The organism is Pseudomonas sp. GL_093 (genome assembly GCF_057837605.1).
On record NZ_CM174448.1, the window covers coordinates 6,104,420 to 6,129,902 of the forward strand.

26 protein-coding genes are annotated in these 25,483 nt (G+C 58.8%); 14 read left to right on the forward strand and 12 right to left on the reverse strand.

From position 1 onward, the window contains the following. Positions 1–7 precede the first annotated feature (7 nt). Positions 8–376, forward strand: coding sequence for a PilZ domain-containing protein (locus tag AC3IUE_RS28160; protein WP_489264355.1), 369 nt, complete (start codon positions 8–10; stop codon positions 374–376). Positions 377–508: 132 nt separating this feature from the next. On the opposite strand, the gene radA is transcribed toward AC3IUE_RS28160, so the two are convergent. Then, positions 509–1,876: a DNA repair protein RadA gene (gene radA / locus AC3IUE_RS28165; protein ID WP_008149143.1), complete on the reverse strand. Its 1,368-nt coding sequence runs from the start codon at positions 1,874–1,876 to the stop codon at positions 509–511. A gap of 650 nt (positions 1,877–2,526) precedes the next feature. Here radA and mscL point away from each other — a divergent pair. Beyond that, positions 2,527–2,940 carry a large-conductance mechanosensitive channel protein MscL gene (gene mscL, locus AC3IUE_RS28170; protein ID WP_046048765.1) on the forward strand — a complete coding sequence of 138 codons (414 nt, stop codon included), beginning with the start codon at positions 2,527–2,529 and terminating at the stop codon, positions 2,938–2,940. Between the two features lie 46 nt (positions 2,941–2,986). Here mscL and AC3IUE_RS28175 read toward each other — a convergent pair whose 3' ends face one another. Beyond that, positions 2,987–3,763, reverse strand: a complete 777-nt coding sequence (locus AC3IUE_RS28175; RefSeq protein WP_489264356.1) for a ferredoxin--NADP reductase — start codon at positions 3,761–3,763, stop codon at positions 2,987–2,989. Between the two features lie 344 nt (positions 3,764–4,107). Between AC3IUE_RS28175 and AC3IUE_RS28180 the strand changes: the two genes are divergently transcribed. Both AC3IUE_RS28180 and AC3IUE_RS28185 read left to right on the forward strand, forming a co-directional pair. Next, complete coding sequence (locus AC3IUE_RS28180) at positions 4,108–4,839, forward strand: helix-turn-helix transcriptional regulator (RefSeq protein WP_489264357.1); 732 nt, start codon at positions 4,108–4,110, stop codon at positions 4,837–4,839. Positions 4,840–5,014: 175 nt separating this feature from the next. Then, the gene (locus AC3IUE_RS28185; RefSeq protein ID WP_489264358.1) at positions 5,015–6,139 is read left to right on the forward strand and encodes a methyltransferase; all 1,125 of its coding nucleotides are present in this window, start codon (positions 5,015–5,017) and stop codon (positions 6,137–6,139) included. Positions 6,140–6,222: 83 nt separating this feature from the next. Here AC3IUE_RS28185 and AC3IUE_RS28190 read toward each other — a convergent pair whose 3' ends face one another. Genes AC3IUE_RS28190 through AC3IUE_RS28200 form a run of 3 tightly spaced genes read right to left on the reverse strand, consistent with a single transcriptional unit; the run spans position 6,223 to position 8,901 of the window. Further along, positions 6,223–6,390 (reverse strand): DUF2474 domain-containing protein, encoded by a 168-nt coding sequence (locus tag AC3IUE_RS28190; protein ID WP_074880353.1) that lies wholly within the window; start codon positions 6,388–6,390, stop codon positions 6,223–6,225. Positions 6,391–6,450: 60 nt separating this feature from the next. Continuing rightward, positions 6,451–7,458 (reverse strand): cytochrome d ubiquinol oxidase subunit II, encoded by a 1,008-nt coding sequence (gene cydB / locus AC3IUE_RS28195; protein ID WP_056744661.1) that lies wholly within the window; start codon positions 7,456–7,458, stop codon positions 6,451–6,453. Between the two features lie 3 nt (positions 7,459–7,461). Further along, positions 7,462–8,901, reverse strand: coding sequence for a cytochrome ubiquinol oxidase subunit I (locus AC3IUE_RS28200; protein ID WP_489264359.1), 1,440 nt, complete (start codon positions 8,899–8,901; stop codon positions 7,462–7,464). Between the two features lie 360 nt (positions 8,902–9,261). On the opposite strand from AC3IUE_RS28200, the gene AC3IUE_RS28205 reads away from it, so the two are divergent. From AC3IUE_RS28205 to AC3IUE_RS28215, 3 genes are all read left to right on the forward strand, one after another. Next, the gene (locus AC3IUE_RS28205) at positions 9,262–10,500 is read left to right on the forward strand and encodes an MFS transporter (RefSeq protein WP_489264360.1); all 1,239 of its coding nucleotides are present in this window, start codon (positions 9,262–9,264) and stop codon (positions 10,498–10,500) included. 84 nt (positions 10,501–10,584) lie between these two features. Next, positions 10,585–10,863, forward strand: a complete 279-nt coding sequence (locus AC3IUE_RS28210; protein WP_082555882.1) for a type II toxin-antitoxin system RelE/ParE family toxin — start codon at positions 10,585–10,587, stop codon at positions 10,861–10,863. Positions 10,864–10,876: 13 nt separating this feature from the next. Then, complete coding sequence (locus AC3IUE_RS28215) at positions 10,877–11,164, forward strand: HigA family addiction module antitoxin (RefSeq protein WP_489264361.1); 288 nt, start codon at positions 10,877–10,879, stop codon at positions 11,162–11,164. A 6-nt stretch (positions 11,165–11,170) separates the two neighbouring features. Here the strand turns inward: AC3IUE_RS28215 and AC3IUE_RS28220 are convergent, their stop codons facing one another. Together AC3IUE_RS28220 and AC3IUE_RS28225 are read right to left on the reverse strand one after the other, a co-directional pair. Continuing rightward, the gene (locus AC3IUE_RS28220) at positions 11,171–11,722 is read right to left on the reverse strand and encodes a DJ-1 family glyoxalase III (protein WP_223431671.1); all 552 of its coding nucleotides are present in this window, start codon (positions 11,720–11,722) and stop codon (positions 11,171–11,173) included. 66 nt (positions 11,723–11,788) lie between these two features. Then, entirely contained in the window at positions 11,789–12,244 is a 456-nt protein-coding gene (locus AC3IUE_RS28225) for a DUF4879 domain-containing protein (protein WP_489264362.1), read from the reverse strand. A 214-nt stretch (positions 12,245–12,458) separates the two neighbouring features. On the opposite strand from AC3IUE_RS28225, the gene AC3IUE_RS28230 reads away from it, so the two are divergent. Together AC3IUE_RS28230 and trmA are read left to right on the forward strand one after the other, a co-directional pair. Beyond that, the gene (locus tag AC3IUE_RS28230) at positions 12,459–13,754 is read left to right on the forward strand and encodes an NCS2 family permease (RefSeq protein ID WP_056744649.1); all 1,296 of its coding nucleotides are present in this window, start codon (positions 12,459–12,461) and stop codon (positions 13,752–13,754) included. After that, positions 13,751–14,830, forward strand: coding sequence for a tRNA (uridine(54)-C5)-methyltransferase TrmA (gene trmA, locus AC3IUE_RS28235; RefSeq protein ID WP_489264363.1), 1,080 nt, complete (start codon positions 13,751–13,753; stop codon positions 14,828–14,830). The genes AC3IUE_RS28230 and trmA overlap by 4 nt, the downstream gene beginning before the upstream one ends. 54 nt (positions 14,831–14,884) lie before the next feature. Here the strand turns inward: trmA and AC3IUE_RS28240 are convergent, their stop codons facing one another. Further along, the gene (locus tag AC3IUE_RS28240; protein WP_056744646.1) at positions 14,885–15,331 is read right to left on the reverse strand and encodes a DUF2442 domain-containing protein; all 447 of its coding nucleotides are present in this window, start codon (positions 15,329–15,331) and stop codon (positions 14,885–14,887) included. Continuing rightward, positions 15,328–15,756, reverse strand: coding sequence for a hypothetical protein (locus AC3IUE_RS28245; RefSeq protein WP_056744643.1), 429 nt, complete (start codon positions 15,754–15,756; stop codon positions 15,328–15,330). The genes AC3IUE_RS28240 and AC3IUE_RS28245 overlap by 4 nt, the downstream gene beginning before the upstream one ends. A 276-nt stretch (positions 15,757–16,032) precedes the next feature. On the opposite strand from AC3IUE_RS28245, the gene AC3IUE_RS28250 reads away from it, so the two are divergent. From AC3IUE_RS28250 to AC3IUE_RS28260, 3 genes are all read left to right on the forward strand, one after another. Next, on the forward strand, positions 16,033–16,944 hold the full coding sequence (locus AC3IUE_RS28250; protein ID WP_489264364.1) for a LysR family transcriptional regulator: 912 nt from the start codon (positions 16,033–16,035) through the stop codon (positions 16,942–16,944). Between the two features lie 141 nt (positions 16,945–17,085). Further along, complete coding sequence (gene aroQ, locus AC3IUE_RS28255) at positions 17,086–17,526, forward strand: type II 3-dehydroquinate dehydratase (RefSeq protein ID WP_008084592.1); 441 nt, start codon at positions 17,086–17,088, stop codon at positions 17,524–17,526. Between the two features lie 5 nt (positions 17,527–17,531). Beyond that, positions 17,532–18,386, forward strand: a complete 855-nt coding sequence (locus AC3IUE_RS28260; protein ID WP_489264365.1) for a shikimate dehydrogenase — start codon at positions 17,532–17,534, stop codon at positions 18,384–18,386. Positions 18,387–18,422: 36 nt separating this feature from the next. On the opposite strand, the gene AC3IUE_RS28265 is transcribed toward AC3IUE_RS28260, so the two are convergent. Both AC3IUE_RS28265 and quiC read right to left on the reverse strand, forming a co-directional pair. Further along, positions 18,423–19,100: a TetR/AcrR family transcriptional regulator gene (locus tag AC3IUE_RS28265; RefSeq protein WP_056744640.1), complete on the reverse strand. Its 678-nt coding sequence runs from the start codon at positions 19,098–19,100 to the stop codon at positions 18,423–18,425. A gap of 102 nt (positions 19,101–19,202) precedes the next feature. After that, on the reverse strand, positions 19,203–21,104 hold the full coding sequence (gene quiC, locus AC3IUE_RS28270; RefSeq protein ID WP_461999909.1) for a 3-dehydroshikimate dehydratase QuiC: 1,902 nt from the start codon (positions 21,102–21,104) through the stop codon (positions 19,203–19,205). A gap of 454 nt (positions 21,105–21,558) precedes the next feature. On the opposite strand from quiC, the gene AC3IUE_RS28275 reads away from it, so the two are divergent. Together AC3IUE_RS28275 and AC3IUE_RS28280 are read left to right on the forward strand one after the other, a co-directional pair. Next, entirely contained in the window at positions 21,559–22,860 is a 1,302-nt protein-coding gene (locus tag AC3IUE_RS28275; RefSeq protein ID WP_489264366.1) for an MFS transporter, read from the forward strand. A gap of 98 nt (positions 22,861–22,958) precedes the next feature. Further along, complete coding sequence (locus tag AC3IUE_RS28280; RefSeq protein ID WP_489264367.1) at positions 22,959–24,581, forward strand: methyl-accepting chemotaxis protein; 1,623 nt, start codon at positions 22,959–22,961, stop codon at positions 24,579–24,581. A 6-nt stretch (positions 24,582–24,587) separates the two neighbouring features. Here the strand turns inward: AC3IUE_RS28280 and AC3IUE_RS28285 are convergent, their stop codons facing one another. Beyond that, positions 24,588–25,466, reverse strand: a complete 879-nt coding sequence (locus AC3IUE_RS28285; RefSeq protein WP_056744635.1) for a DMT family transporter — start codon at positions 25,464–25,466, stop codon at positions 24,588–24,590. Between the last annotated feature and the right edge of the window lie 17 nt (positions 25,467–25,483).

Sequence of the window (25,483 nt, forward strand, 5' to 3'; positions counted from 1 at the left end):
TTGCGCCATGAGCGAGCACCCTGCCGATCGCCGCCGCTTCAAACGTATTGCGTTCGATGCCCGAACCGAGCTGAGTCAGGGGGAACTCATCTGGCCGGTGAAGTTGATCGACCTGTCACTGAAGGGACTGTTGATCGAAAAGCCCGAACCGTGGCTGGGGAATCGGGAGTGGCATTTCCTGGTCGATATTCATCTCAACGAGGACGTCGCCATCAAGATGGATGTGCAACTGACCCACGATGAACATGGTCAGCTCGGGTTCGTCTGCCGACATATCAGCCTGGAATCCATCGAGCGCCTGCGGCGATTGGTTGAACTCAATCTTGGCGACCCGCAGGAACTGGAGCGGGAGCTGGGTGCACTGATCGAAGTCTGAAGGCCAATCCCCATTCCAATGTGGGAGCGAGCTTGCTCGCGATAGCGATTTAGCATTCAACGATGATGTTGACTGATTGTCCGCCATCGCGAGCAAGCTCGCTCCCACAGGGTTTGTGTTCTATCTGGAAGGTTATTCGAACAGAGCGTCGAGTGCCTGTTCCAGACGCGTTACGGCAATAATCTGCAACCCCGGCGGCGCTTCTTTAGGCGCATTGCCCTTGGGCACGATGGCGCGTTTGAAGCCGTGCTTGGCGGCTTCTTTCAAGCGTTCCTGGCCGCTCGGCACCGGGCGTACTTCGCCGGAAAGCCCGACTTCGCCGAATACCAGCAGATCATGGGGCAGTGGCCGGTTGCGCAAACTGGACATGACCGCCGCCATCAGCGCCAGATCGGAGGCTGTTTCCAGCACCTTCACCCCGCCAACTACGTTGAGAAACACATCCTGATCGTGGGTCGGAATGCCGCCGTGACGGTGCAGCACCGCCAACAACATCGCCAGTCGATTCTGGTCCAGACCCAGCGTTACCCGACGTGGATTGGCCAGGTGACTGTCGTCCACCAGCGCCTGGACTTCCACCAGCATCGGCCGCGTCCCTTCCCACGTCGCCATGACCACACTGCCCGGCACTTCTTCCTGCGCACGGGTGAGAAAAATCGCCGAGGGGTTGGAGACTTCTTTCAGCCCCTTGTCGGTCATACCGAACACGCCCAGTTCGTTGACGGCGCCGAAACGGTTTTTCACCGCCCGCAGCAAACGCAAGCGCCCATCGGATTCGCCTTCGAAATACAGAACCGTGTCGACCATGTGCTCCAGCACTCGCGGTCCCGCCAATGCACCTTCTTTCGTCACGTGACCGACCAGGAAAATGGCCGTGCCGCTCTGCTTGGCATAGCGCACCAGCAACGCCGCGCTTTCCCTGACCTGGGACACGCCGCCCGGTGCCGATTGCAGTTGTTCGGTGAAGATCGTCTGAATCGAGTCGATCACCATCACCTTGGGTTTTTCCTGCCGGGCCGTGGCGATGATCGTCTCGATGCAGGTTTCGGTCATCACCCGCAGTTGATCCTGAGGCAAGCCGAGACGGCGAGCGCGCATGGCCACTTGCTGCTGGGATTCTTCGCCAGTGACGTACAGTGCCGGCATGACTTTGGCGAGGTTGCACAAGGTTTGCAGCAGAATGGTCGATTTGCCGATGCCCGGATCACCGCCGATCAGCACCACCGAGCCGTCCACCAGACCACCACCCAGCACTCGATCCAGCTCGCTGGACGCTGTGGAAAAACGCGGGATTTCTTCGACGCTGACTTCGGCCAGGGTCTTGATCTGTGCCTGTTGACCGGTCCAGCCGGTGCGACCGCTGGGGGCCGCGGCGCCACCGCTCTCCACCATGGTTTCAGTCAGGGTGTTCCAGGCCCCGCACTCGCCGCATTGGCCAGCCCACTTGGGGAAGGTTGAGCCGCACTCGGTGCAGCCGTACATGCGCTTGGCCTTGGCCATCTGAACTCCCGGCAAAAACCGCGATGATAGCTCAGCTGGTGCGGATCAGCGCGGCGAAGTTACCCAGCGGATCTTCGGTAGCAACTTGTTAAGCCCCAGGAATATAACCACCGCATTACTAATCATAAAAACCTGTACAACTTCCCGCCCCAACATACCCAAACAAATACTAGTGCTGCCCAATGAAGCAAAAATCGAAACCTGTACAAGTCTTAGCCATTCAAAACCCGAACGTACAACCCAACTATTAAGCCAACCCAATGGCAATATAATGGCCTTCTGAAACTTAGCACAGGTAATTTGTTTGAGGCGCGAGTCTTTACACCCTGCAAACTATTAATATAAAAACTTCATGTACTGCACGTTGACTTGCATCAACCCAATGCGATTACCCCTACTTTCAATAGTTCTATCCTGCACCTCCCTCCACTCGGTAGAGGCGAGTGATCGACGGATAAAATGTCCTGTGGGTGCACTGGAGGCCCCAGTCCAAAGCTGCCACCCCGAGCAAGAGTGATGGCAATTTCAAACTTTTTTACCGCAGAGAAGGTCGGTAGCCGACAAGCTCTGTAAGCAGTTGTTTCGAGCAGGATGCATCATGCTGATTTACACTGCATTCACCAACCTCATCTGTAACAAGGAAATAACCTATGGGCGTGATAAGTGAGTTCAAGGCCTTCGCGGTCAAAGGTAACGTGGTCGACATGGCCGTCGGTATCATCATCGGTGCAGCCTTCGGCAAGATCGTTTCATCGTTTGTCGGCGACGTGGTGATGCCACCCATTGGCCTGCTGATCGGGGGGGTGGACTTCAGTGACCTGGCCGTCACGCTCAAAGCAGCCAACGGCAATATTCCGGCGGTAGTGCTGGCGTACGGCAAATTCATCCAGAGCCTGATTGACTTCATCATCGTCGCCTTCGCGATCTTCATGGGCGTCAAAGCCATCAACCGCCTGAAACGCGAAGAGGCCGTTGCGCCAACGCTGCCGCCGGTTCCGACCAAGGAAGAAGAATTGCTGGAAGAGATCCGCGATTTGCTCAAGGCTCAGAACAATCGGCCCTGAACGCGTTAGTCAAACAAGAAACGGCGCCCTTGAGGCGCCGTTTTTTTTACCAGTAGTTTTCCACCGCCACTTGCCCCGGCCGTCGACTGAGGCTCAAGTGCATGTGGCGCTGTTTGAGCAATTTGCGCGTGTCATCGATCATCTGCGGATTGCCGCAGAGCATGACCCTCGAGTGCTCGGCCGTCAGCGCCAGGCCTGCCGCCCGCTCCAGCTCGCCATTTTCGATCAGCGCAGTGATCCGGCCACTCAGAGCGCCAGGATGCTGCTCGCGGGTGACGGTGGTGATGAACTGCAGCTTGTGCGCAAACTCCGCTAAATAGTCGCGCTGGGCCAACCCGCTGACGAGGTCCTGATAAGCCAGCTCCCGGGCTTCGCGCACGCTGTAGACCAGTATGATTCGTTCGAATTTCTCCCAGACCTCGAAGTCCTGCAGGATCGACAGAAACGGCGCCAGGCCGGTGCCTGTGGATAACAGCCAGAGATCACGGCCGTCGACAAAGCGATCCAGCGTCAGGTAACCAAAGGCCTGACGCTCGACCAGCAGCGTATCGCCGACTCCCAGCCGACTCAGCTCACTGGTGAACTCCCCCCCTGGCACCACAATGGAAAAGAATTCGAGGAACTCGTCATAGGGCGACGACACCATGGAATAGGCCCGCCATACGGTGCTGCCGTCAGCCTTGGTAACGCCCAGCCGGGCGAATTGCCCTGCACGAAAGCGAAAACCCGGATCCCGGGTGGTCCGCAGGGTGAACAGACTGGCGGTCAGCGACTGGACGTCGAGCAAGGTCTGGCGAGTGAATTTTTCTGCACTGGCGGTCATGGGGCGCTCCATTCAACAGATAGCCACAGTGTCCCGCAAAGCGGAGTGATTAAACACCGGTGATTTGTAGTGGCTTTAGCCAGAGCCTCATTCACATTAACTTCATCATACGACTTAATATTAACCACCCGGTTAACACACAAATTCAAGCCTGATCATAATAAGCCCGACATTTATTTATCTACGAAAATACTCCCTAACATTAGAACCAAATACTTGCTTAAAAAATGAAAACAAAGCCAAAAAAGTCTCACGCAAATATAGGAAACATCCTACACTCGGCTCGTGCCAGATCCTGGATCCAAAAAGGCACCCCCAAGTAACATCACACCTGGAGACACACAATGGAGAGGTGGAAGGAATCACAGCTCAACCAAATATCGCGGGCAACGGAGATTGATATTGCCTACCGGATTTCACTGGGCTTCGCGAAAAATATAGGTTTTAAATTTTTCGCTTTTTCAACAACATACCAAACAAAAACTGACCACTTTAATACAGTCCAACTCAACAACTACCCTACCGACTGGAACATTGAATATGAACAAAAAAATTTCAGCGCAATAGACCCGGTAGTGGCTCACTGCAATCACTCCAGATTGCCTGTCCTTTGGAGCGAAGAACTTTTTTCCAAGACCCCGTGCTTGTGGGATGCGCTTGAGAAACAAGGATTGCAGCACGGCTGGTCACAATCGGTCCATGACGAGGACAGTGGTGTTTGCAGCATTCTGAGCCTGGCCAGAAGCCATTGTCCGATCACTGCGTTTGAGCTGTATGAAAATCTCGGTTTTTCGGTGTTCATCGGGCGCCATCTGCATGCACTGATCGCACAGACACTGCCCAGGAAATCGACCAAGCCATCCGTGCTGCATTTGTCTCCCCGCGAGATCGATGTATTGAAACTGGCAGCTGATGGCAAGACTGCGTATGAGAGTGCCAGAATCCTCAATCTCAGCGCACGCACGGTCAATTTTCATGTGCAAGCCGCGATTCTGAAACTGGGGGTCAATAACAAGATTTCGGCAGTCATCGCCGCAGTCAAGGCCGGCTATCTCCACAGCAACGCGCTACGTTGATCACAAAAACCTGCAAGTAATCCAAAAGAAAAAAACGTACCATTTGCGGTCCTTCTTGAGTGTTGACGTGTGAACCTTCACGACGCAGTGCACTCGGACGGTCTCGCCCGCTACAACGCCCTTGGGCCGCGGGACACCTGTTGATGACCCCGTTGATAACCCAGAGCCCCGCCTCATGCCCTTGCTCGAAACACCCTTCGCCCGACTCGACCTGATCCGCCAGCCCGAACAGCAGAACGAACCGCTGCAGGCGTTTGATGCCGCAGACGAATACCTGCTCACCCATCTGGCTGACCAACAGCCCTCGGCCGACACTCGGGTTTTGGTGCTCAACGACAGCTTTGGCGCATTGGCCGCCAGCCTGGCGGGCAAGGTTCACGTGACCAGCAGCGGCGACTCGTTCCTGGCCTTCCAGGGGCTGGAAAAGAATTTGATCCGTAATGGCCAGGCTTTTGATGCGGTGCCAAGCGTACCGGCCAGCGAAGCCTTTTCAGGCCCTTTCGACCGGGTACTGATCCGGGTCCCGAAAACCCTCGCCTTGCTGGAAGAGCAATTGATTCGCTTGCAAGGTCAACTGGCGCCGGGGGCTCAGGTGATTGCTGCGGCGATGATCAAGCATTTGCCCCGCGCCGCGGGCGATCTGCTGGAACGCTACATCGGCCCGGTGCAAGCCTCGTTGGCGGTGAAGAAGGCTCGGCTATTGATCGCGACCGCTGAAGTCAAAGCATCTGTCGTGTCCCCCTACCCGACCCGCTATCGACTCGACGCCCCTGAGATCGAACTGCTGAATCACGCCAATGTGTTCTGCCGCGAAGGCCTGGACATCGGCACGCGAGCGTTTTTGCCGCACCTGCCAAAGAACCTCGGCTCAGCGCGGGTTGCCGACCTCGGTTGTGGCAACGGGGTTTTGGCCATCGCCAGCGCCCTGCAAAACCCCGAGGCCCACTACACGCTCGTGGACGAGTCGTACATGGCCGTGCAATCGGCAGCCGAAAACTGGCGCGCGGCGCTGGGTAATCGGGAAGTGCTTGTACGTGCCGGTGATGGGTTGGCGGGTCAGGAACCTCAGTCTCTGGACGTGGTGTTGTGCAACCCACCGTTTCACCAACAACAAGTCGTCGGTGACTTCCTGGCCTGGCGCATGTTCCAGCAGGCCCGAGAGGCTCTGGTCGTCGGCGGTGCGTTGTACATCGTCGGCAACCGTCATCTGGGTTATCACAGCAAGCTCGCGCGGTTGTTCCGCGGCGTCGAGCAAGTGGCGGCCACACCCAAGTTCGTGATCCTTAAAGCCCGAAAATAATCCAAGGCAAAAAAAACCCTCCTGCAATTGGAGGGTTGTAAATCCGTGCCGCAAGGCAACGGGATGGGATCAGGTGCAAAAAATCAGTGGGTCGTCAGGCCGGCGGCATTCATGAACATGCGCATCAGGCTGGCCACGATGAACAGCGCCACCACGCTGCCGGTCCAGATCATCGCCAGCCAGCCGAGTCGCTGCCAGAGCGGCTTTTTCTCTGCTGCTTCGATTTCCTGCAAGGAATGTTTACCCGCCATCATCGCAATCTCCTCTGAAGAAATGGCGCAGGTCTCAGCCTTGCGCCACTGTCGCGCGTTCTAGTGATAGCCATCTTCGTGGGTGACCTTGCCGCGGAACACGTAGTAGCTCCAGAAGGTGTAACCCAGGATGAACGGGATGATGAACAGCGTGCCCACCAGCATGAAGCCCTGGCTTTGCGGCGGTGCGGCGGCGTCCCAGATCGAGATCGATGGCGGCACGATGTTCGGCCACAAGCTGATGCCCAGACCGCTGTAGCCAAGGAAGATCAGCACCAGCGTCAGCAGGAATGGCGTGTAGTGCGCATTGCGAGCCACCGCGCGGATCAGACCGTACATGGTCACCAGCACCAGAATCGGCACCGGCAGGAACCAGAACAGGTTCGGCAGGGTGAACCAGCGAGCGGCAATCTCGGCGTGGGCCAGCGGGGTCCAGATGCTGACGATACCGATCACTGCCAACACCACGAAAGCCAGCGGTCGAGCCAGGTCATGCATCTGCTCCTGCAATTTGCCTTCGGTCTTCATGATCAGCCAGGTGCAACCGAGCAGCGCATAAGCCACCACCAGCGCCACGCCGCAGAACAGCGTGAACGGCGTCAACCAGTCCAGTGAGCCACCGGCAAATTGGCGATTGACCACCGGCAACCCATCAATGAACGCACCCAACGCCACGCCCTGGAAAAAGGTGGCGGCGACCGAGCCACCGATGAACGCCTTGTCCCAGAGATGGCGCTTGTCGTCCCTGGCCTTGAAGCGGAACTCGAAGGCCACGCCGCGGAAGATCAGCCCTATCAGCATAAAAATCAGCGGCAGGTACAACGCCGAGAGCACCACCGAATAGGCCAGCGGGAAGGCTCCGAACAATGCCGCGCCCCCCAGCACCAGCCAGGTTTCGTTACCGTCCCAGACCGGCGCGACGGTGTTCATCATCACGTCACGATCGGTCTTGCCCGGAATGAACGGGAAGAGAATCCCGATCCCCAGGTCGAAGCCGTCCATGACCACGTACATCATGATGCCGAAGATGATGATCACGGCCCAGATCAGCGGAAGATCAATACCCATGAGTCAAATCTCCTTGGTCAGGCTGGGGCTGTGGTCGCTATCACCGTTGTCATCGGCGGCGGACATCGGACGGGCCGGCGTGCGTTTCCGGCCAGGACCACCCTCATTGGTTTCCTTGCCTTCGTCGATCTTCGGCCCTTTGCGCACCAAGCGCATCATGTAGCCCAGACCGGCACCGAACAGCGCGAAATAGACCACGACGAACATGATCAACGTGATGCTCATCTGCATGAAGCTGTGATTGGAGGACGCATCCGCCGTGCGCATCAGGCCATAGACGACCCACGGCTGACGGCCGATTTCAGTGGTGAACCAACCGGCGAGGATCGCGATCAGGCCGGACGGCCCCATCCACAACGCCAGGTACAGGAACGGCCGCGAGGTATACAGCTTGTCGCGTTTGCGCAGCCACAGGCTCCACAAACCGGTGAAGATCATCAGGAAGCCGAGCCCGACCATGATCCGGAACGACCAGAACACGATGGTCGAATTCGGCCGGTCTTCAGGCGGGAATTCCTTGAGTGCCGGGACCTGTTTGTCCAACGAGTGCGTGAGGATCAGGCTACCCAGATACGGAATCTCTACCGCGAATTTGGTCTTCTCGGCTTTCATGTCCGGCCAGCCAAACAGGATTAGCGGAGTCGGTTCATCACCGACGTTTTCCCAGTGACCTTCAATCGCGGCGATTTTCGCCGGCTGATGCTCAAGCGTATTCAGCCCGTGGAAGTCACCGATGACCGCTTGAATCGGCGCCACGATCAAGGCCATCCACATGGCCATCGAGAGCATGGTGCGGATCGCCGGGTTGTCCTTGCCACGCAGCAAATGCCAGGCCGCCGAGGAGCCGACGAAGAAGGCCGTCGCAACGAACGCCGCCGTCGCCATGTGCATCAGGCGGTACGGGAACGACGGGTTGAAGATCACTGCCAGCCAGTCCACCGGAATCACCTGGCCATTGACGATTTCATAGCCCTGCGGTGTTTGCATCCAGCTGTTGGAAGCGAGAATCCAGAAGGTCGATATCAGTGTGCCGATGGCGACCATGACCGTGGCGAAGAAGTGCAGATTGCGCCCGACCTTGTTCCAGCCGAACAGCATGACACCGAGGAAACCGGCTTCGAGGAAGAAAGCGGTGAGTACTTCGTACGTCAGCAGCGGCCCGGTCACCGAGCCGGCAAAGTCCGAGAAACGGCTCCAGTTGGTGCCGAACTGATAGGCCATGACGAGTCCGGAGACCACACCCATGCCAAAGTTGACGGCAAAGATCTTCGACCAGAAGTGGTACAGATCGCGGTACGTGTCGTTATGGGTTTTCAGCCACAGGCCTTCGAGCACCGCCAGGTAACTCGCCAGGCCAATGGTGATGGCGGGAAATAGAATGTGAAACGAAATGGTGAACGCGAACTGCATCCGGGCGAGATCAAGTGCCTCCAAACCGAACATAAGTCTTCCTCTGTCAGGTAATATCGGCTGAAGGCTTGTGGCCTACACCCACTGCCCCCACGGATATGGAGTGTGGCGAATTTGAATTCGTTCTTTTTTTACAAACATCACAACGTAGGGAGTCTGGCCATCTGGCCGCCGGATCAATTCCACGAGCGGTCTTGATCTGGATCAAGCAACGTTAAAAGAGTAGTCCCATTTTTGACGATGGACGGTGTGGTCTTTTGCCGCGTGACAGGTTGCCTCACCGATGCGGGCCAGGCATATCGGTGTCTAGCTAACGAAATTTCCCAGCCCTGCAACTTTTCGTTACAGCTTGGTGATAATCTCGACCCTCCCTCGCTCAAGACCGGCCCTCAGATGCCCAGCCAAGCGCCCTTGCTGTTACGTCATCACCGCCCATTTATCGCGTTTTGGCTGGCTCGGGTGTTTACCGCCAGCGGTTTCCAGATGCTCACGGTAGCCATTGGCTGGAACCTCTACCAACTGACCGGCAATGTGCTCGACCTGGGCCTGGTCGGTCTGGTGGAGTTTGCCCCGCGAGTGCTGTTCATGCTGCACACCGGGCATGTCGCGGACCGCTATGACCGGCGCAAGGTCGCGGCTATCTGTCAGTCCCTGCAAGCATTGATCGCCCTGTCGCTGGCCATCGGCAGCGCGACCGACAATGTCACCCGGGAGATGATCTTCATCCTCGCGTTCCTGCTCGGTGCCGCCCGCTCCTTCGAGATGCCGACCACCCAGGCCCTGTTGCCGAGCATCGTGCCCAGCGCGCTGTTCCCCCGCGCCGTCGCTGCCGCCCAATCCGCACAGCAATCGGCGACTATCGTTGCCCCGGCCCTCGGTGGGCTGCTTTACGCCTTCGGCAGCGTCTGGGTCTACGGCCCGACGGTGATCCTCTACATCATCGCCTGCATGCTGATGCTCAACCTGCCTGCACGGCAGACACCGCTGAACAAGGGCAAGGCAACCCTGGATTCGCTGCTGGCGGGCATCCGTTTCATTCGCAGTCGTCCGGACATTCTCGGGGCGATTTCTCTGGATCTGTTTGCGGTATTGCTCGGTGGCGCGACGGCGTTGCTGCCGGTGTTCGCCAAGGACATCCTGCTGACCGGCCCTTGGGGTCTGGGCCTTTTGCGTTCGGCGCCAGCGGTGGGTGCGCTGCTGATGTCGCTGTACCTGGCGAGATTTGCCGTAGAACGCAACGTCGGACGGGTCATGTTCACCGCAGTGGGTGTATTCGGTGTCGCGACCATTGCGTTCGGCCTGTCGACCTCATTCTGGTTTTCCCTGGCGGTGTTGGTGGTGTTGGGCGCAGCGGACATGATCAGCATGGTGATCCGCGCCTCCTTCGTGCAACTGGAAACCCCGGATGAAATGCGCGGCCGGGTCAGTGCCGTGAACGGTCTGTTCATCGGCGCTTCGAACCAGTTGGGCGAGTTTGAATCAGGCTTGACCGCCCACTGGTTCGGCACCGTGCCAGCGGTGGTCATGGGCGGTATTGGCACATTGGTGGTGAACGGGGCGTGGATCAAACTGTTCCCGACCCTGGCTAACCGCGACCGAATGCATGTGCCGGTGGAAGAAGTGAAGGTATAGAGCAGTTGCCAATCACACTTTTGCCGGGCAGGTGCAATACATAGATAGTGCATCGGGTGTAATGTATCGCCTTACACTTGTCCCATGATCAAATCCTTTCAGCACAAAGGCCTTCGTGGCTTCTATGAAACAGGTTCGACTCGTGGAATCCGCGCAGACCATGCGAAGCGTCTGTCTCGAATGCTTCAGTTCATGGACCGCGCAACACTACCTGGCGATCTGGACCTTCCGGGATGGCGATTACACCCACTCAAGGGAGAGTTGACCGAATATTGGTCACTGAGCGTTTCGGGGAACTGGCGAGTTATTTTTCGTTTTATCGGTTCAGACATCGAACTGGTCGACTATCTGGACTACCACTGACAGGAGGCAGGACATGACCATGCACAACCCGCCACACCCTGGCGAAACCCTTTTGATGGATGTATTGCCTGAACTGGGCATCAGCGTCACAGAGCTGGCCCGGCACCTGCGATTTGCGCGCCCGCATCTGTCGCGAGTGCTGCATGGCCACGCACCGATCAGTCCTGATTTGGCGGTACGCCTGGAGCGGGCTGGAATTGGTAAGGCCAGAATGTGGCTAGGTGTTCAGACCGACTACGATCTTTGGCAGGCGGAGCAGCGTGAGCAACCGGTCATCGAACCCATTGCCGTCCACGCCTGACACTCTCTAAACCACCAACTCCCCCGCCACCGCCGCTCGCCTGGCCTTACCGCAGAGTTGTTCCACCAGCGTCAAGGCGAATTGCAGCGCCGCCCCTGAACCTTGGGCAGTGATGCAGTTGCCATCGACCACCACCGGTTGATCGACGAAGTTGCACCCCAACAGTTGATGGCTGGCCGATGGCAGGCAGGTCATGCGCCGCTGACGCAGTACGCCAAAGGCTTGCAGCGCCAGCGCCGGGGCCTCGGCGATGCCGGCGAACAGGCGCCCGGCCGCCACCTGATCCTTGATCAATTGTTGCAGGGGTTGATGCGCCGCCAGATGTTGCGCCCCAACGGCACCGCCGGGCAGGACGATCAGGTCGAACGGCTGTGCCAGCACGTCCACCAGCATCGCATCGGACGTCACTCGGGTGCCGCGCGCGCAGGTGAGCATGCGCCGCCCCTCGATGCTGGCCACCACCAATTCAACCTTGGCACGGCGCAGCACATCGATCAGGGTCACTGCTTGCAGGTCATCGATGCCCTCGGCGAGGGTAATCAGAGCTCTAAAGGTCATGGGCACAATCCACAGGATGATCTTTAAAGCGTAGTCAGCTTTCCTGCCCCTTGTTCGAGTCCGCCGTTACTTGATGTAAAGCTGCGTCGACAGCGTATTGCCGGGCGCGTTGATCGACGTGTTGCTGAAGGTGAACGTGCCTTCCTGTTTACCCGCCAGATCGAAGACATACAGATAGCCGACGGTTTTTTTCCCGACGGTGCAATCGGTCAGATTACCGTTATCAAACGCACAGACCGGCGTCCGGGTGCCGTTCACCTCAAAACCATCCAGCCCGACATGCGCGCTACGACCGTAACCGACTTCCAGCACGTAGACCTTGATGTTCGGTCCGCTGTGATTGCAGCGGGTTTGTTCTTGCCCCTGCGCGATGTCTTCAAAGCCGCAGGCCGGCGACTCGACCTTGAGTACCTTCACCTGACTCAACGGCGCCGCCGATGCAGCCGAAGCGGTGTGTGCCCCCAGGAACATGGCGATCGCCATTGCGAATACGGCAATCAGACGTTTATTCATGCAATACATAAGTACCCCCAAAACGAGCGCGCAGTATGGCGCACTTGGCTTTTCCGCAAAACATCGACGACGATCGCAGCCATAAGCAGCCATAGACCCACGCTGCTGGTATGATGCGCGGCTTTTTCCGACCCACAGAAAATTACCAGGCGCCATCAGCGGTCTGTGCTTTGCTGTTGAGGTCGATACATTCACGGCGCCTGGCGCGCCACGGGGAGCAGACATGCTGGAAAGGCTGTTTCAACTCAAGGCACATAACACCAACGTGCGGACCGAGATTCTGGCGGGCTTCACGACCTTTTTGGCCATGGCCTACATTCTGTTCGTCAACCCGAGCATCCTCGGCGAGACCGGCATGGACAAGGGCGCGGTGTTCGTCGCCACGTGTCTGGCAGCCGCCATCGGCTCCACGGTAATGGGCCTGATCGCCAACTACCCGATCGCTCTCGCGCCGGGCATGGGCTTGAATGCCTTCTTCACTTACACCGTGGTCCTGCACATGGGCCACACCTGGCAAGTGGCGCTGGGCGCAGTGTTCATCTCGGCGGTGATGTTTTTCCTGTTGTCGATCTTCCGCATTCGCGAATGGATCATCAACAGCATCCCACTGGCGCTACGCTCGGCGATTGCCGCTGGTATCGGACTGTTCCTGGCCCTGATCGCCCTGCATAACGCGGGCATCGTGGTGAGCAACCCGGCCACCATGGTCGGCCTCGGCGATTTGAAACAACCGGCCCCAATCCTCGCGACCCTCGGCTTTGCCCTGATCGTAGCGCTCGAAGCGCTTAAAGTGCGCGGCGCGGTACTGATCGGCATTCTGACGGTGACCATCGTTTCGATCGTGATGGGCTTCTCCCCGTTCGGCGGCGTCATGTCGATGCCACCGTCCCTGGCCCCGACCTTCCTGCAACTGGACATCAAGGGCGCCCTGGACATCGGTCTGGTCAGCGTGATCTTCGCCTTCCTGTTCGTGGATCTGTTCGACAACTCCGGCACCCTGATCGGCGTCGCCAAGCGCGCCGGCCTGATGGGCAAGGACGGCCACATGCCGAAAATGGGCCGCGCCCTGATCGCCGACAGTACCGCGGCCATGGCCGGTTCGCTGCTGGGCACCTCGACCACCACCAGCTACATCGAGTCCGCAGCCGGCGTGAGTGCCGGTGGCCGCACCGGCCTGACCGCTGTTGTCGTGGCGATTCTGTTCCTGTTGGCGCTGTTCTTCTCGCCATTGGCGGCCAGCGTTCCACCCTTTGCTACCGCGCCTGCACTGCTGTTCGTCGCGGTATTGATGACATCCGGCCTGGCCGAAATAGACTGGGACGACATCACCGTCGCCGCACCGGTCGTGGTCACTGCTCTGGCCATGCCGTTCACATATTCCATCGCCAACGGCATCGCCTTCGGTTTCATCTCCTGGACCGCAATCAAGTTGCTGTCCGGCCGCGGCCGTGAGCTGAACTCGGCACTGGTGATTCTGTCGATTCTGTTCGTGATCAAGTTGGGTTGGTTCAACGCATGACTTTTGATTCCCAGGCTTACGCCGTTCAGCTCGAAGAGAAGGTCACGCGCCTGCGTGACCTGTTGGCCCCGTTCGGTGCGCCAGAACCTGCGGTGTTCGACTCGCCGCTGAAAAACTTCCGCCTGCGCGCCGAATTCCGCTTGTGGCGCGAAGCCGGTGAGCGTCACTACGCGATGTTTTCCCAGGAAGACAAACGCACGCCGATCCTGATCGAAGAATTCCCGATCGCCAGCCTGCGCATCAACGAGTTGATGCCGCAGCTGAAAGCGGCATGGCAAGCCAGCGCAGCCCTGAGCCACAAGCTGTTCCAAGTGGAGTTCCTGACCACCCTGGCCGGCGATGCGATGATCACGCTGTGCTATCACCGCCCGCTGGACGAGCACTGGCACGCGGCAGCGTCGAAACTGGCAGCCGACCTGAATGTCAGCATCATCGGCCGCTCCAAGGGCAAACGCGAAGTGATCGGCCACGATTACGTGGTCGAGCAGATGGACGTCGGCGGTCGCACCTTCAGCTATCGCCAGCCGGAAGGCGCGTTCACCCAGCCCAACGGCACCGTGAACCAGAAGATGCTCAACTGGGCTTACGACTCACTCGGCGATCGCTCCGACGATTTGCTGGAGCTGTATTGCGGCAACGGCAACTTCACCTTGCCGCTCGCGACGCGCGTACGCAAAGTGCTGGCCACCGAAATCAGCAAAGCGTCGGTCAATGCCGCGTTGAGCAATCTCAGCGAAAACGCTGTGGATAACGTCACCCTGGTGCGCTTGTCCGCCGAGGAGCTGACCGAAGCCCTGAACGAAGTTCGTCCGTTCCGTCGTCTGCACGGTATCGATCTGAAGAGCTACGCGTTCGGTAGCGTCTTCGTCGATCCGCCTCGCGCCGGCATGGATCCGGACACCTGCGAGCTGACCCGTCGCTTCGACAACATCCTCTACATCTCCTGCAACCCGGAAACCCTGGCGGCCAACATCGCCCAGTTGCACGACACCCATCGCATCACCCGATGCGCAATGTTCGACCAGTTCCCGTGGACCCATCACATGGAATCCGGGGTGTTGTTGACCCGTCGTTGATTGCCGTTGGCAGAAACAAATCAGCCGTCATCACGACGGCTTTTTTGTGCGTGCTTAAAGGGTGATATCTGTCTTGCGCGGACGCCCGCCCTTACGGCCATTGGCCCGCGCAGCCTCAGCCTTGGCGGCACTGCTTTGGCGACCATTACGCGAGGCGATGACCGACGCGGCCATATCCATCAGCGGCTTGCTGGCCGAAACCATCCCGGCGATGGAGACCTGCAGATCCTTGCCCTCGTGGCAAAGGGCTGTCCCGGAAAAGCCGACTTTCAGGTCTGCGAAATCCTCGACGTCGAAATCATCGAACTCCGGATAGTGCTGCACGGGCAACAGCACGCCACTGCCATCAATGAAATTGACCGCCAGACACGGTTCCACAAAGGTCACCGAAGTCGCCCGCAGACCGCCTTTGTGGCGCACTTGGCCACGCTGGATGGCTTCATCCAGCACGGCTTCGGTTACGGGCCGATCCACCAACATTTTTGCTGTTATCGTTTTCATAGTTCGATCTCCACGCCCTCCGGAACGCCCATCAGCGCCAGTAGGGTCTTGTTCGTCTCGGGCTCATAGCAAGCCGAGCCAATCATGCAGGTCGTACTGGCGACCCTTTTTACCACCACGACTTCGCTGGTTTGCCAGTCCCATATCTGATGATCGAGGCAGACCGTGTGCAGCTTGTCCCACCAGATACACCGAGCGCGGCGCAAATGAGCGGGTTGTCCGAGCGCGTGACGCAACCCTTCCAGCACCGCCACAGGTGGCCTGCGAGAATGAGGAACCACGTCCCACAGCTCGACACTGTTGTGCCAGAAGCTGAATTTGAAGCGCGCACTCCAGGTTCCGGCATCCACATGTGCATGCGGCGGGCAGTGCTCGTCGCGCAACATGATCACCATTGAAAACCCTTTGTAGCTGAATAATCTCATGCTAACCCATCCGTTAGGTTAATGAGCCCGAAGACCCGACATTCCCTGGAAAATCCGATAACTGGCGCTGAGCTTTCGATCAGCCATCCGCCATTGAGCCTAGTGCTCAGGCTCTTATCAGGCCGGCGGATAACGGCGCAAATTGGTAAGCAATCCTTTCACCGCCTCCACAAAAATGATGGTGAAATCGGCACGGGCCAAGTAAACCACCGTCTCGACAATTTCATTTACAGTGGCGAAATTCAGTCCTTCATTTGATCCTCGGTGTAATCAATCATGCAGCGACAATTCGACGATCTTCAGCTGGGCAGCATCGAACTGTTTTGTCTGGCTGCCGAGGCTGGCAGCTTTACCGCCGCCGCGCTGGTGGCTGGCGTGACGCCCGCAGCCGTGAGCCGCTCGGTATCGCGCATGGAGGAACGCCTGGGCGTGCGGTTGTTTGCCCGCACCACCCGCAGCGTCAAACTGACCGACAGTGGTCGGCGGTATTACGAGGAATGTCGTCAGGCGCTGGCGCAACTGGTCGAGGCCCAGCGCGAGGTCATGGGCCAGCAGCAACAGCCTTCCGGCACCTTGCGCATCAGCATTCCCACCACCTATGCCCATCACCGGATTCTGCCGCTGTTGCCGGCATTTCGGGCACGCTTTCCAGCGGTGAAGGTCGAGTCGCACATCAGCAATCGCAACATCGATTTCGTCGGTGAAGGCTATGACATGGCGATTCGCGTACGGGCGATTCCGGATTCCGGCCTGATCGCCCGACAGTTGGAAGACGCCCCGCTGGTGATGATTGCCAGTCCTGACTACCTGAAGCACGCGGGCGTTCCACAAACGCTGGACGATCTCAAACAGCACGAGTGCATCCAGTACGAATTGCCTAGCAGCGGTCGGCGGATTGCCTGGCTGTTCAACGACAATGGCGTGCATCGGGAGATTCTGGCCGAGGGCAATCTCAGTTGTTCCGACGACGTACTGGGCGGCGTGACCCTGGCCAAACACGGGGCGGGACTGTTTCAGACCTATCGCTTCATTGTCGAAAACGAACTGGCCAATGGCTCGCTGGTGGAAGTGCTCAAGCCTTATGGCGGACGCTCGCGACCGTTCACCCTGCTCTACCCGCAAACTCGCCATATGCCGCTGCGCTTAAGGGCGTTCATCGATTTCCTGGTGGAGCATCTGCCCCTCTGAAAAGCCGAAACCGTCCGATCACCGCACACATTAACCCTGAGAACCGCCTCTTCAATTGACCAAATTAACCAGCTAGTACAATTTATCTCCACAGGCTGAAACTCTCGGCCAATGCCAAAAACAATAAGTGGAGATACCCCGATGCCCCCTATCGTTCTGGTGCTCAACGGCCCGAATCTGAACCTGCTCGGCACCCGTGAACCGGCGACTTACGGCCACGAAACACTGGCCGACATCTCAGCCTTGTGCGGTCGTGCCGCCGAAGAGTTCGGCCTGGCGGTGGAATTTCGCCAGACCAATCATGAAGGCGAATTGCTCGACTGGATTCACGCCGCGCGCGGCCGTTGCGCCGGGATCGTCATCAACCCGGCCGCCTGGACCCACACCTCGGTCGCGATCCGCGATGCGTTGGTCGCCAGCGAATTGCCGGTGATCGAAGTCCACCTGTCCAACGTTCATGCCCGCGAGCCCTTCCGCCACCACTCTTTTGTTTCGGCCATCGCCACGGCGGTGATGGCCGGTTTCGGTAGCCACGGCTATCGTCTGGCGCTGGAGCATTTCAGCCAACGTTTGAAGGGGTGAACGCCGTGACTCAGACCAACGCTGTGCTGGCCGGACTGATCGGCGCCGGCATCCAGGCTTCTCGCACCCCGGCGCTGCACGAGCATGAAGGCGATGCCCAGGGTTTGCGTTACCTCTATCGCCTGATCGATCTGGACCCGTTGAAACTCGACAGCAGTGCCCTGCCCGACCTGCTGATCGCCGCCGAGCGGATGAACTTCACCGGCCTGAATATCACCTTTCCGTGCAAGCAGACGATCATCCCGCTGCTCGACGAGTTGTCACCAGAAGCCCGAGGCATTGGGGCGGTGAATACGGTGGTGTTGAAGGACGGCAAACGCATCGGCCACAACACCGATTGCCTGGGGTTCGCCGAGGGTTTTCGTCGAGGCTTGAAGGGCGTTGCCCTTGAGCGCGTCGTGCAAATGGGCGCCGGTGGCGCTGGCGCGGCAGTGGCCCATGCCCTATTGAGTGAAGGCGTACAGCTGCTGAACATTTTTGACGTGGAGATCAGCCGTGCCCAGAGCCTGGCGGACAATCTCAATCAACATTTCGGCGTCGGCCGGGCTGTGGCGGGCCATGACTTGCCGAGCACCCTGGCCCAGGCTGACGGTCTGGTGAACACCACCCCCATGGGCATGAAAAAACTGCCGGGCATGCCAGTGCCGGTTGAATTGCTTCGCGGTGAGTTGTGGGTGGCGGAGATTGTTTACTTCCCGCTGGAAACCGAACTGCTGCGAAATGCCCGCGCGTTGGGTTGCCGCACGCTGGATGGCGGCAACATGGCTGTGTTTCAGGCGGTGAAGGCGTTTGAGTTGTTCAGCGGCGTGGTGCCGGATGCGCAGCGGATGCTGGAACATTTTCAGAGCATGAATGGCTGAACGGATGTGGCGAGGGGGCAATCCCCTCACCCCACATCAGGCCTGCAGATAGCGCAAAACCGACTCGCAAATCATCTCGCGATGACGCTGCTTGATGCTTTCGTCCGGCAAGTCGACCTGAAAAATCTCACCGAAGGTATGGCGGTTCGACACGCGATAGAAGCAGAACGAGCTGATCAGCAGATGCACATCCAACGGCTCGAGCCCCGCGCGGAACACGCCTTCCTCAGCACCGCGACGCAAAATCTCGCCCAGTGAATCGAGGATGGTGTTGTTCATCGCCTTGATCGCATCGGAGCGCTTCACGTATTCAGCGTTGTGAATGTTCTCGATGCTGACAATCCGCACAAAGTCGACGTTGCGATCATGGTGGTCGAAAGTGAATTCCACCAGCCGCCGAATAGCCTCGACCGGAGCCAGTTCGGTCAGGTGCAGACGGTTTTCGGTGCTGCGGATATCGCCGTAGAGTTTCTCCAGCACCTCGATGTAGAGCTGTTCCTTACTGCCGAAGTAGTAATAGATCATGCGTTTTGAGGTGTGGATGCGCTCGGCAATCGCATCGACGCGAGCGCCGGAAAGTCCCTGCTGGACGAACTCGACAATCGCCTCTTGAAGGATGTTCTCGCGGGTCTTTTCCGGGTTGTTCTTGCGACTCTTGCGCGGCTCGACAATCGGCTCGTCGGGCGCTGCGGAGAGTTCTGAAGTTATCGTCATTGCGGGCTCACGGCCATCACTGCACAGGTTGGCGATTATGGGCCGCGCCGCACAGTGAAGGAAGCCGTGCGGCGGCGGTTTGTACCCGTGTTTACGATTTTCCTACAACTTTGCCTGACGTACGGCACCGCTTCGAGACTTGGCCATCGCCGCCAGTCGCACCGCGACATTGGCTGCGCCGTAACCTGCGTAACCGTTCTTGCGCTGGATGATCTCGAAGAAGAAGCGTCCTTCAAACGGCTCGGTATACACATGGAACAGCTCGCCACCCAGGGCATCGCGGTCGTAGAGCACGTTGTAATAGGCCAGTTCGCTGAGGAACTCGTCGTCGAAATCGAACCGCGCGGCGAGGTCATCGTAGTAATTGAGCGGGATATCCAGCAGCGGTACGCCCGCCTCCTTGGCCCGGCTGACTTCGGCAAAGATGTCGTCGCAATCGAAGGCGATGTGATGCACGCCGGAGCCGCGATAACTCGACAGCGCGTGTGAGATCGCGGTGTTGCGGTTCTCGGAAATGTTCAGCGGCAAGCGGATCGAACTGTCCCGGCTGCGCAGCGCCCGACTCTTTACCAGACCGTACGGGTCAGGCAGCACTACTTCATCGTCGGCTTCGAAATCCAGCAGGCTTTTATAGAACAGCACCCAACTGTCGAGGCTGTCGGCCGGCAGCGCCATGGCCATGTGGTCGATGCGCTTGAGGCCGCCACTGGCCATGGCGGCGGGTTGCAGATTGAAGTCGGTGCCGTAGACATCGGCGTCCTGGTCCACCAGATAAATCAGACTGCCATCCGGCGCGCGCACCGCGGCGAGTTCCAGTTCATTGGGGCCAACCAGCCCGCGATACGGCTGACCTTTATAGGCCACGGCCCGGGCCAGCGCACTGGCGCTGTCCTTGACCCGCACGGCAGTGGCGCACAGCGAGGGGCCGTGAGCTTCGAAAAAACTGTGGGCGAACGAGTAAGGCTCGGAGTTGAGGATCAGGTTGATATCACCCTGACGCAGCAGGCTCACGCTCTTGGAACGATGCTGGCCGGCCTTGACGAAACCCAGCCGTTCCAGCCAATGGGACAGCTTGGCGCCAAGGCTTTCGTCCACGGCGAATTCAAGAAACTCGATGCCGTTGTACTCGCTGGCCTTGGGCGTCTCGAACAGAATGTCGACAGTGGCCGGTGGCGTGGCTTCCTGTGCCAGACGTTCGCGGGTTTTCTCTTCCAGGTACAGCAACGAGCGCAAACCGTCGGCGGCATTGGCCCGTGGCGGCGCGGCGCGGAAGCCATCGTTGAAGATCTCCAGCGACAATGGCCCGGTATAACCGCTCTTGATGATCGGTGCGAGGAAACCCGGCAGATCGAATTCGCCCTGGCCGGGGAAACAGCGGAAATGCCGGCTCCACTCCAGCACGTCCATGGCCAGGATCGGCGCGTCGGCCATTTGCACGAAAAAAATCTTGTCGCCGGGAATCTCGGCAATCGCGCTCGGATCACCCTTGAGTGACAGCGTGTGGAAGCTATCCAGCAATACGCCGAGGTTTGGATGATCGGCCTGACGGACGATGTTCCACACCTGTTGATAAGTGTTCACGTGACGGCCCCAGGCCAGCGCTTCGTAGCCGATCCGCAAACCACGGGCACCGGCGTGCTCGGCCAGCAGGCGCAAGTCGTCGATTAGAATCTGTTCGTCACCGATGGCGTCGGCCGAGGCGTTGCTGCACACCAGCACCAGGTCCGTGCCCAGTTCCTGCATCAGGTCGAACTTGCGCTCGGCCCGCTCCAGGTTGCGCGGCAAGCGGTCGCGGCGGCAGCCCTCGAAATCCCGAAAGGGCTGAAACAGCGTGATCGCGATCCCGAGATCGGCGCACATCTGTTTAATTTCCCGCGGACTGCCGTCGTAGTAGAGAAGGTCATTCTCGAAAATCTCCACCCCGTCGAAACCGGCGGCGGCGATGGCTTCAAGTTTTTCCGGCAGGGTACCGCTCAAGGACACGGTGGCAATGGAACGCTGCATATTTCGACTCCCGGTGTTGGAGACAGTCTTGTTATCGACATCGCACGCTTTTATGTAGCAGCTGGCGAAGCCTGCGTTCGGCTGCGGAGCAGTCGTAAACCCTGTGCACGCGGTTTACCTGCAAGACCGCATCGCCTGATTTAACGACTGCTCTGCAGCCGAACGCAGGCTTCGCCAGCTGCTACAGGGATCGCGTTTAACTTGGGGTGGATTATTGGCCGGTCGAATCGACACAGCAATCCAAAGTGTACTACCCGGTTAGTTTTGCGTGCGATTATCGAACACAATGGCCCTTGGCGAATTGACGATTTTTCGTCCACTGCGCAACATCAGCACCACATTGGGTCCGGCCGTAAACAACAGGACCCGGTTACCAAAGACCCAGAACACCACATAAAAATAATCGGTGGCCTACATGACTCCTTCTCAAAGCTCTCCCGTGGAGCGTTCCTCCATGACTCCTGCCACTGGTGGCATCGGCGACAAGATCCGCGGCGCGATGGCGGTCGGCAAAACCCGTTGGGGCATGCTGGCGCTGGTGTTCTTCGCCACCACCCTGAACTACATCGACCGCGCCGCACTGGGCGTGATGCAGCCAATTCTCGCCAAGGAAATGAGCTGGACGGCGATGGACTACGCCAACATCAACTTCTGGTTCCAGGTCGGCTACGCCATCGGTTTCGTGCTGCAAGGCCGGTTGATCGATCGGGTCGGCGTCAAGCGCGTGTTCTTCTTCGCCGTGCTGCTCTGGAGCCTGGCGACCGGCGCCCATGGCCTGGCCACGTCGGCCGTCGGCTTCATGGTCTGCCGATTCATTCTGGGTCTGACGGAAGCCGCCAACTACCCGGCGTGCGTGAAGACCACCCGGTTGTGGTTCCCGGCCGGCGAACGCGCCGTGGCCACCGGCATCTTCAACGCCGGGACCAACGTCGGTGCGATGTTCACCCCCATGTTGTTGCCGCTGATCCTGCATGTCTGGGGCTGGCAGGCCGCGTTCCTGTGCATGTCGTCACTGGGCGGAATCTGGTTGCTGTTCTGGGGCTTGAAGTACTTCAACCCGGAAGATCACCCGAGCGTTAAACAATCGGAACTGGACTACATCCAGAAAGAAGTCGAACCGGAACAATCCCGCGTACCGTTCTCGAAAATCCTGCGCATGCGTGGCACCTGGGCCTTCGCCCTGGCTTACGCGATCACCGCGCCGGTGTTCTGGTTCTACCTCTACTGGCTGCCACCGTTCCTCAATCAGCAATACAACCTGGGGATCAACGTGACCCAAATGGGCATCCCGCTGATCATCATCTACCTCACTGCCGATTTCGGCAGCGTCGGCGGCGGGATCCTGTCCTCGTTCCTGATCGGCCGCGGCGTCAACCCGATCAAGGCGCGGCTGATGTCCATGTTCCTGTTCGCCTGCTGCATCGTCGGCGTGATCATGGCGGCGGGTTCGAGCAGTCTGTGGGTCGCCGTGTTCGCCATCTCCCTGGCCATCGGTGCGCACCAGGCCTGGACCGCGAACATCTGGAGCCTGGTGATGGACTACACGCCTAAACACATGATGAGTACGGTGTTCGGCTTCGGTGGCATGTGCGCGGCCATCGGCGGGATGTTCATGACCCAGTTGGTCGGCCACATTCTGACGATCACCAATAACAACTACACCGTGCTGTTCACCATGATTCCGGCGATGTACTTCATCGCGCTGATCTGGATGTACTTCATGGCACCGCGCAAGATTCCTACCGTAGAAGTCTGATGTTCCCTCGGCGCAGGCCTGATTTCAGGCCTGCGCTTTTTTATGCCCGCCGTTCCTGCATTCACGTTTTTCTCTCTCGATTCCACAGAGGTCAACCCATGTCGCCAGGTCACCTGAGTATCGCCAAACGCGCCGCGATCAGCTTCGGCGTCATTGCCCTGCTGGTCTTGTTGCAGGGGTTGTTTGCCCTCAAACAGGTCGCCGAAGTACGCGCGACCGGCCAGCACATTGAAAACATCTCCCTGCCCAGCACCCGCTACCTGGGTGAAATCCGCGATTACGTACTGAGTATTCGCGTGCTCAGCCTGCGCATGGCGCTCAACCGCGAGCCCAAGGTGCTCGACGCAACCGTCGCCCGTCTGCATCAGGTGCAGGGTTGGCTTGAGCAGAGCCTGGAGAAATTCACGCCCCTGGTCGGCGACTACAACCGGGGCCCGTACGAAAAGTTCGTCGCCACCGTCACCCTTTACCGCCAGGCACTGGCGCAATACGAAACGTTGTCGCGGGAAAACCGCAACGAAGAAATGACCGCGTTGCTCAATGGCAAAATCCAGGATTACTCGACCCAGACTGGCGACCAGTTCGCCGAACTGATGGCTCTCACCGCCAACGAAGTCAGCCAGTCGACCCAGCACGCCGATTCGCTCTACAGCCAGGTCAAGACCACTGTGATCGGGGCCCTTATTGCTGTCTCGGTCCTGACCCTGTGCCTGGCCTGGCTGTTGATTCACAGCATCGTTGTGCCGATCCGTCAGGCGGTAAAAGTGGCCGAGCAAGTCGCCACCGGTGACCTGAGCACACCGATCCAGAGCCACGGCTCCGATGAAACGGCGCGCTTGCTCAAGGCCTTGTCGGTCATGCAAACCAGCCTGCGCGAAACCCTGCAACTGATCAGCGCCACCTCGACCCAACTGGCCACAGCCGCCGGGCAGATGAACCAGAGCACTCAGCAGGACTCCAGTCGCCTGCAGCAGCAACACAATGAAATCGAGCAAGCCGCCACGGCAGTCAATGAAATGACCGTCGCGGTGGAAGAAGTCGCACGCAATGCAGTCTCGACCTCCGACAGCACGCGCCAGTCCACTCAGCAAGCCAGCCAGGGCCAGGCGCGGGTGATCGAAACACTGAACTCGATTCAGGCGATGAGTGCCGATTCCGGCATCGCACTGCAACAGGTTCAGACCCTGGCCGAGCAATCCCGGGAAATCGGCAAGGTGCTGGACGTGATCCGCGCCATCGCCGAACAGACCAATCTGTTGGCACTCAATGCCGCAATCGAAGCCGCCCGTGCCGGAGAAGCCGGGCGCGGCTTTGCGGTGGTCGCCGATGAAGTCCGGGCGCTGGCCCATCGTACCCAGCAATCGACCCGGGAAATCGAACAGATGATCGGCCGGGTTCAGGGCGATACCGACAGCGTGGTGCTGTCGATGCACGGGAACAGTCAACGCGTGGCCCAAACCCTGTCGATTGCCGAACAGGCGGGCCTGGCTCTGGCGCAAATTACCCAAGCGATGGAGCAGATACACGAACGGAATCTGGTGATCGCCAGTGCCTCGGAAGAACAGGCGCAAGTGGCTCGAGAGGTGGATCGCAATCTGCTGAACATTCGCGACTTGTCGCTTGAAAGCGCCGATGCCTCGACCCGGACCCGCGCCACCAGCCAAGCGTTATCGCAACTGGCGGCAGGCCTGCAAAACCTGGTCGTGCGCTTCAGGTTTTGAACGGCCTCAGCGACGACTCTGCTGCCAGGCTGCCGCCAACCCGCTGCAACAAATCACCGCGATCCCGACCACCGTGGTCAGGGTCGGCGTGTGAGAAAACAGCAACCAGCCCAGCAAACCGGCAAAGACAATCTGGCAGTAACCGAACGGCGCCAACAACGCAGGGGCTGCGTGGCGGAAGGCTTGTGTCAGAAACAGGTGAGCCGTCATCCCGCAGGCGCCCAGCGCCACCATCATGAATCCATGGCCCAGGCTGGGGACTTGCCAGAAGAATGGCACCAGCGCGCTCATCACCAGGGTGTTGCACAGCCCGGCGAAGAAGTTGCTGGTGGTCGGGCTGTCGATGTTGCTGAGCTTGCGGGTGAGCAACTGATAGAAGCAGAAAAACAGCGCCGAGCAGAGCGGCAGCAACACCGCCGGGGTAAAGAGTTCTCCGCCGGGATGGACGATGATCAACACGCCGATGAATCCACAAATCACTGCAATCCACTGGCCACGCGTGACGTGCTCGCGAAGCAGTGGCACCGACAGCGCAGTCACCAGAACCGGCGCAAGAAAGTTGACCGCCGTGGCTTCAGCCAAGGGGATGTACTGTAAGCCGGTGGTGAAAAAAAGACTGGTGCCCAACAGGCACAACGCCCGCAACAGCTGAAGTAACGGCCGTTTGGTTCGTAGGACACCCAGCCCGGATTGCGGCAGAAAAATCCCGGCCATCAGTAAGGTGTGAACCACATACCGGGCCCAGACCACCATGACGATCGGGTAAAAGCCCGAGAGGTATTTCGACAAGGCGTCGTGACTGGAAAACAGGAAGGTCGCAACGACGATCAGCAGAATCCCTTTGAAGGGTTGGTTTACGCCGGAGAGCGGAGTGCTGACAGTCATTCGGTATCCCTTGTGTT

Bases quoted from the DNA above. Each gene is read 5' to 3' on its own strand.
- AC3IUE_RS28205 (WP_489264360.1), top strand. From the start codon at position 9,262: ATGCCCAGCCAAGCGCCCTTGCTGTTACGTCATCACCGCCCATTTATC.
- AC3IUE_RS28245 (WP_056744643.1), bottom strand. From the start codon at position 15,756: ATGAGATTATTCAGCTACAAAGGGTTTTCAATGGTGATCATGTTGCGC.
- AC3IUE_RS28275 (WP_489264366.1), top strand. From the start codon at position 21,559: ATGACTCCTGCCACTGGTGGCATCGGCGACAAGATCCGCGGCGCGATG.
- AC3IUE_RS28210 (WP_082555882.1), top strand. From the start codon at position 10,585: ATGATCAAATCCTTTCAGCACAAAGGCCTTCGTGGCTTCTATGAAACA.
- AC3IUE_RS28220 (WP_223431671.1), bottom strand. From the start codon at position 11,722: ATGACCTTTAGAGCTCTGATTACCCTCGCCGAGGGCATCGATGACCTG.
- AC3IUE_RS28160 (WP_489264355.1), top strand. From the start codon at position 8: ATGAGCGAGCACCCTGCCGATCGCCGCCGCTTCAAACGTATTGCGTTC.
- cydB (WP_056744661.1), bottom strand. From the start codon at position 7,458: ATGGGTATTGATCTTCCGCTGATCTGGGCCGTGATCATCATCTTCGGC.
- AC3IUE_RS28175 (WP_489264356.1), bottom strand. From the start codon at position 3,763: ATGACCGCCAGTGCAGAAAAATTCACTCGCCAGACCTTGCTCGACGTC.
- AC3IUE_RS28185 (WP_489264358.1), top strand. From the start codon at position 5,015: ATGCCCTTGCTCGAAACACCCTTCGCCCGACTCGACCTGATCCGCCAG.
- AC3IUE_RS28190 (WP_074880353.1), bottom strand. From the start codon at position 6,390: ATGGCGGGTAAACATTCCTTGCAGGAAATCGAAGCAGCAGAGAAAAAG.
- AC3IUE_RS28215 (WP_489264361.1), top strand. From the start codon at position 10,877: ATGACCATGCACAACCCGCCACACCCTGGCGAAACCCTTTTGATGGAT.
- AC3IUE_RS28230 (WP_056744649.1), top strand. From the start codon at position 12,459: ATGCTGGAAAGGCTGTTTCAACTCAAGGCACATAACACCAACGTGCGG.
- AC3IUE_RS28250 (WP_489264364.1), top strand. From the start codon at position 16,033: ATGCAGCGACAATTCGACGATCTTCAGCTGGGCAGCATCGAACTGTTT.
- quiC (WP_461999909.1), bottom strand. From the start codon at position 21,104: ATGCAGCGTTCCATTGCCACCGTGTCCTTGAGCGGTACCCTGCCGGAA.
- aroQ (WP_008084592.1), top strand. From the start codon at position 17,086: ATGCCCCCTATCGTTCTGGTGCTCAACGGCCCGAATCTGAACCTGCTC.
- AC3IUE_RS28280 (WP_489264367.1), top strand. From the start codon at position 22,959: ATGTCGCCAGGTCACCTGAGTATCGCCAAACGCGCCGCGATCAGCTTC.
- mscL (WP_046048765.1), top strand. From the start codon at position 2,527: ATGGGCGTGATAAGTGAGTTCAAGGCCTTCGCGGTCAAAGGTAACGTG.
- AC3IUE_RS28200 (WP_489264359.1), bottom strand. From the start codon at position 8,901: ATGTTCGGTTTGGAGGCACTTGATCTCGCCCGGATGCAGTTCGCGTTC.
- radA (WP_008149143.1), bottom strand. From the start codon at position 1,876: ATGGCCAAGGCCAAGCGCATGTACGGCTGCACCGAGTGCGGCTCAACC.
- AC3IUE_RS28285 (WP_056744635.1), bottom strand. From the start codon at position 25,466: ATGACTGTCAGCACTCCGCTCTCCGGCGTAAACCAACCCTTCAAAGGG.
- AC3IUE_RS28265 (WP_056744640.1), bottom strand. From the start codon at position 19,100: ATGACGATAACTTCAGAACTCTCCGCAGCGCCCGACGAGCCGATTGTC.
- trmA (WP_489264363.1), top strand. From the start codon at position 13,751: ATGACTTTTGATTCCCAGGCTTACGCCGTTCAGCTCGAAGAGAAGGTC.
- AC3IUE_RS28225 (WP_489264362.1), bottom strand. From the start codon at position 12,244: ATGTATTGCATGAATAAACGTCTGATTGCCGTATTCGCAATGGCGATC.
- AC3IUE_RS28240 (WP_056744646.1), bottom strand. From the start codon at position 15,331: ATGAAAACGATAACAGCAAAAATGTTGGTGGATCGGCCCGTAACCGAA.
- AC3IUE_RS28180 (WP_489264357.1), top strand. From the start codon at position 4,108: ATGGAGAGGTGGAAGGAATCACAGCTCAACCAAATATCGCGGGCAACG.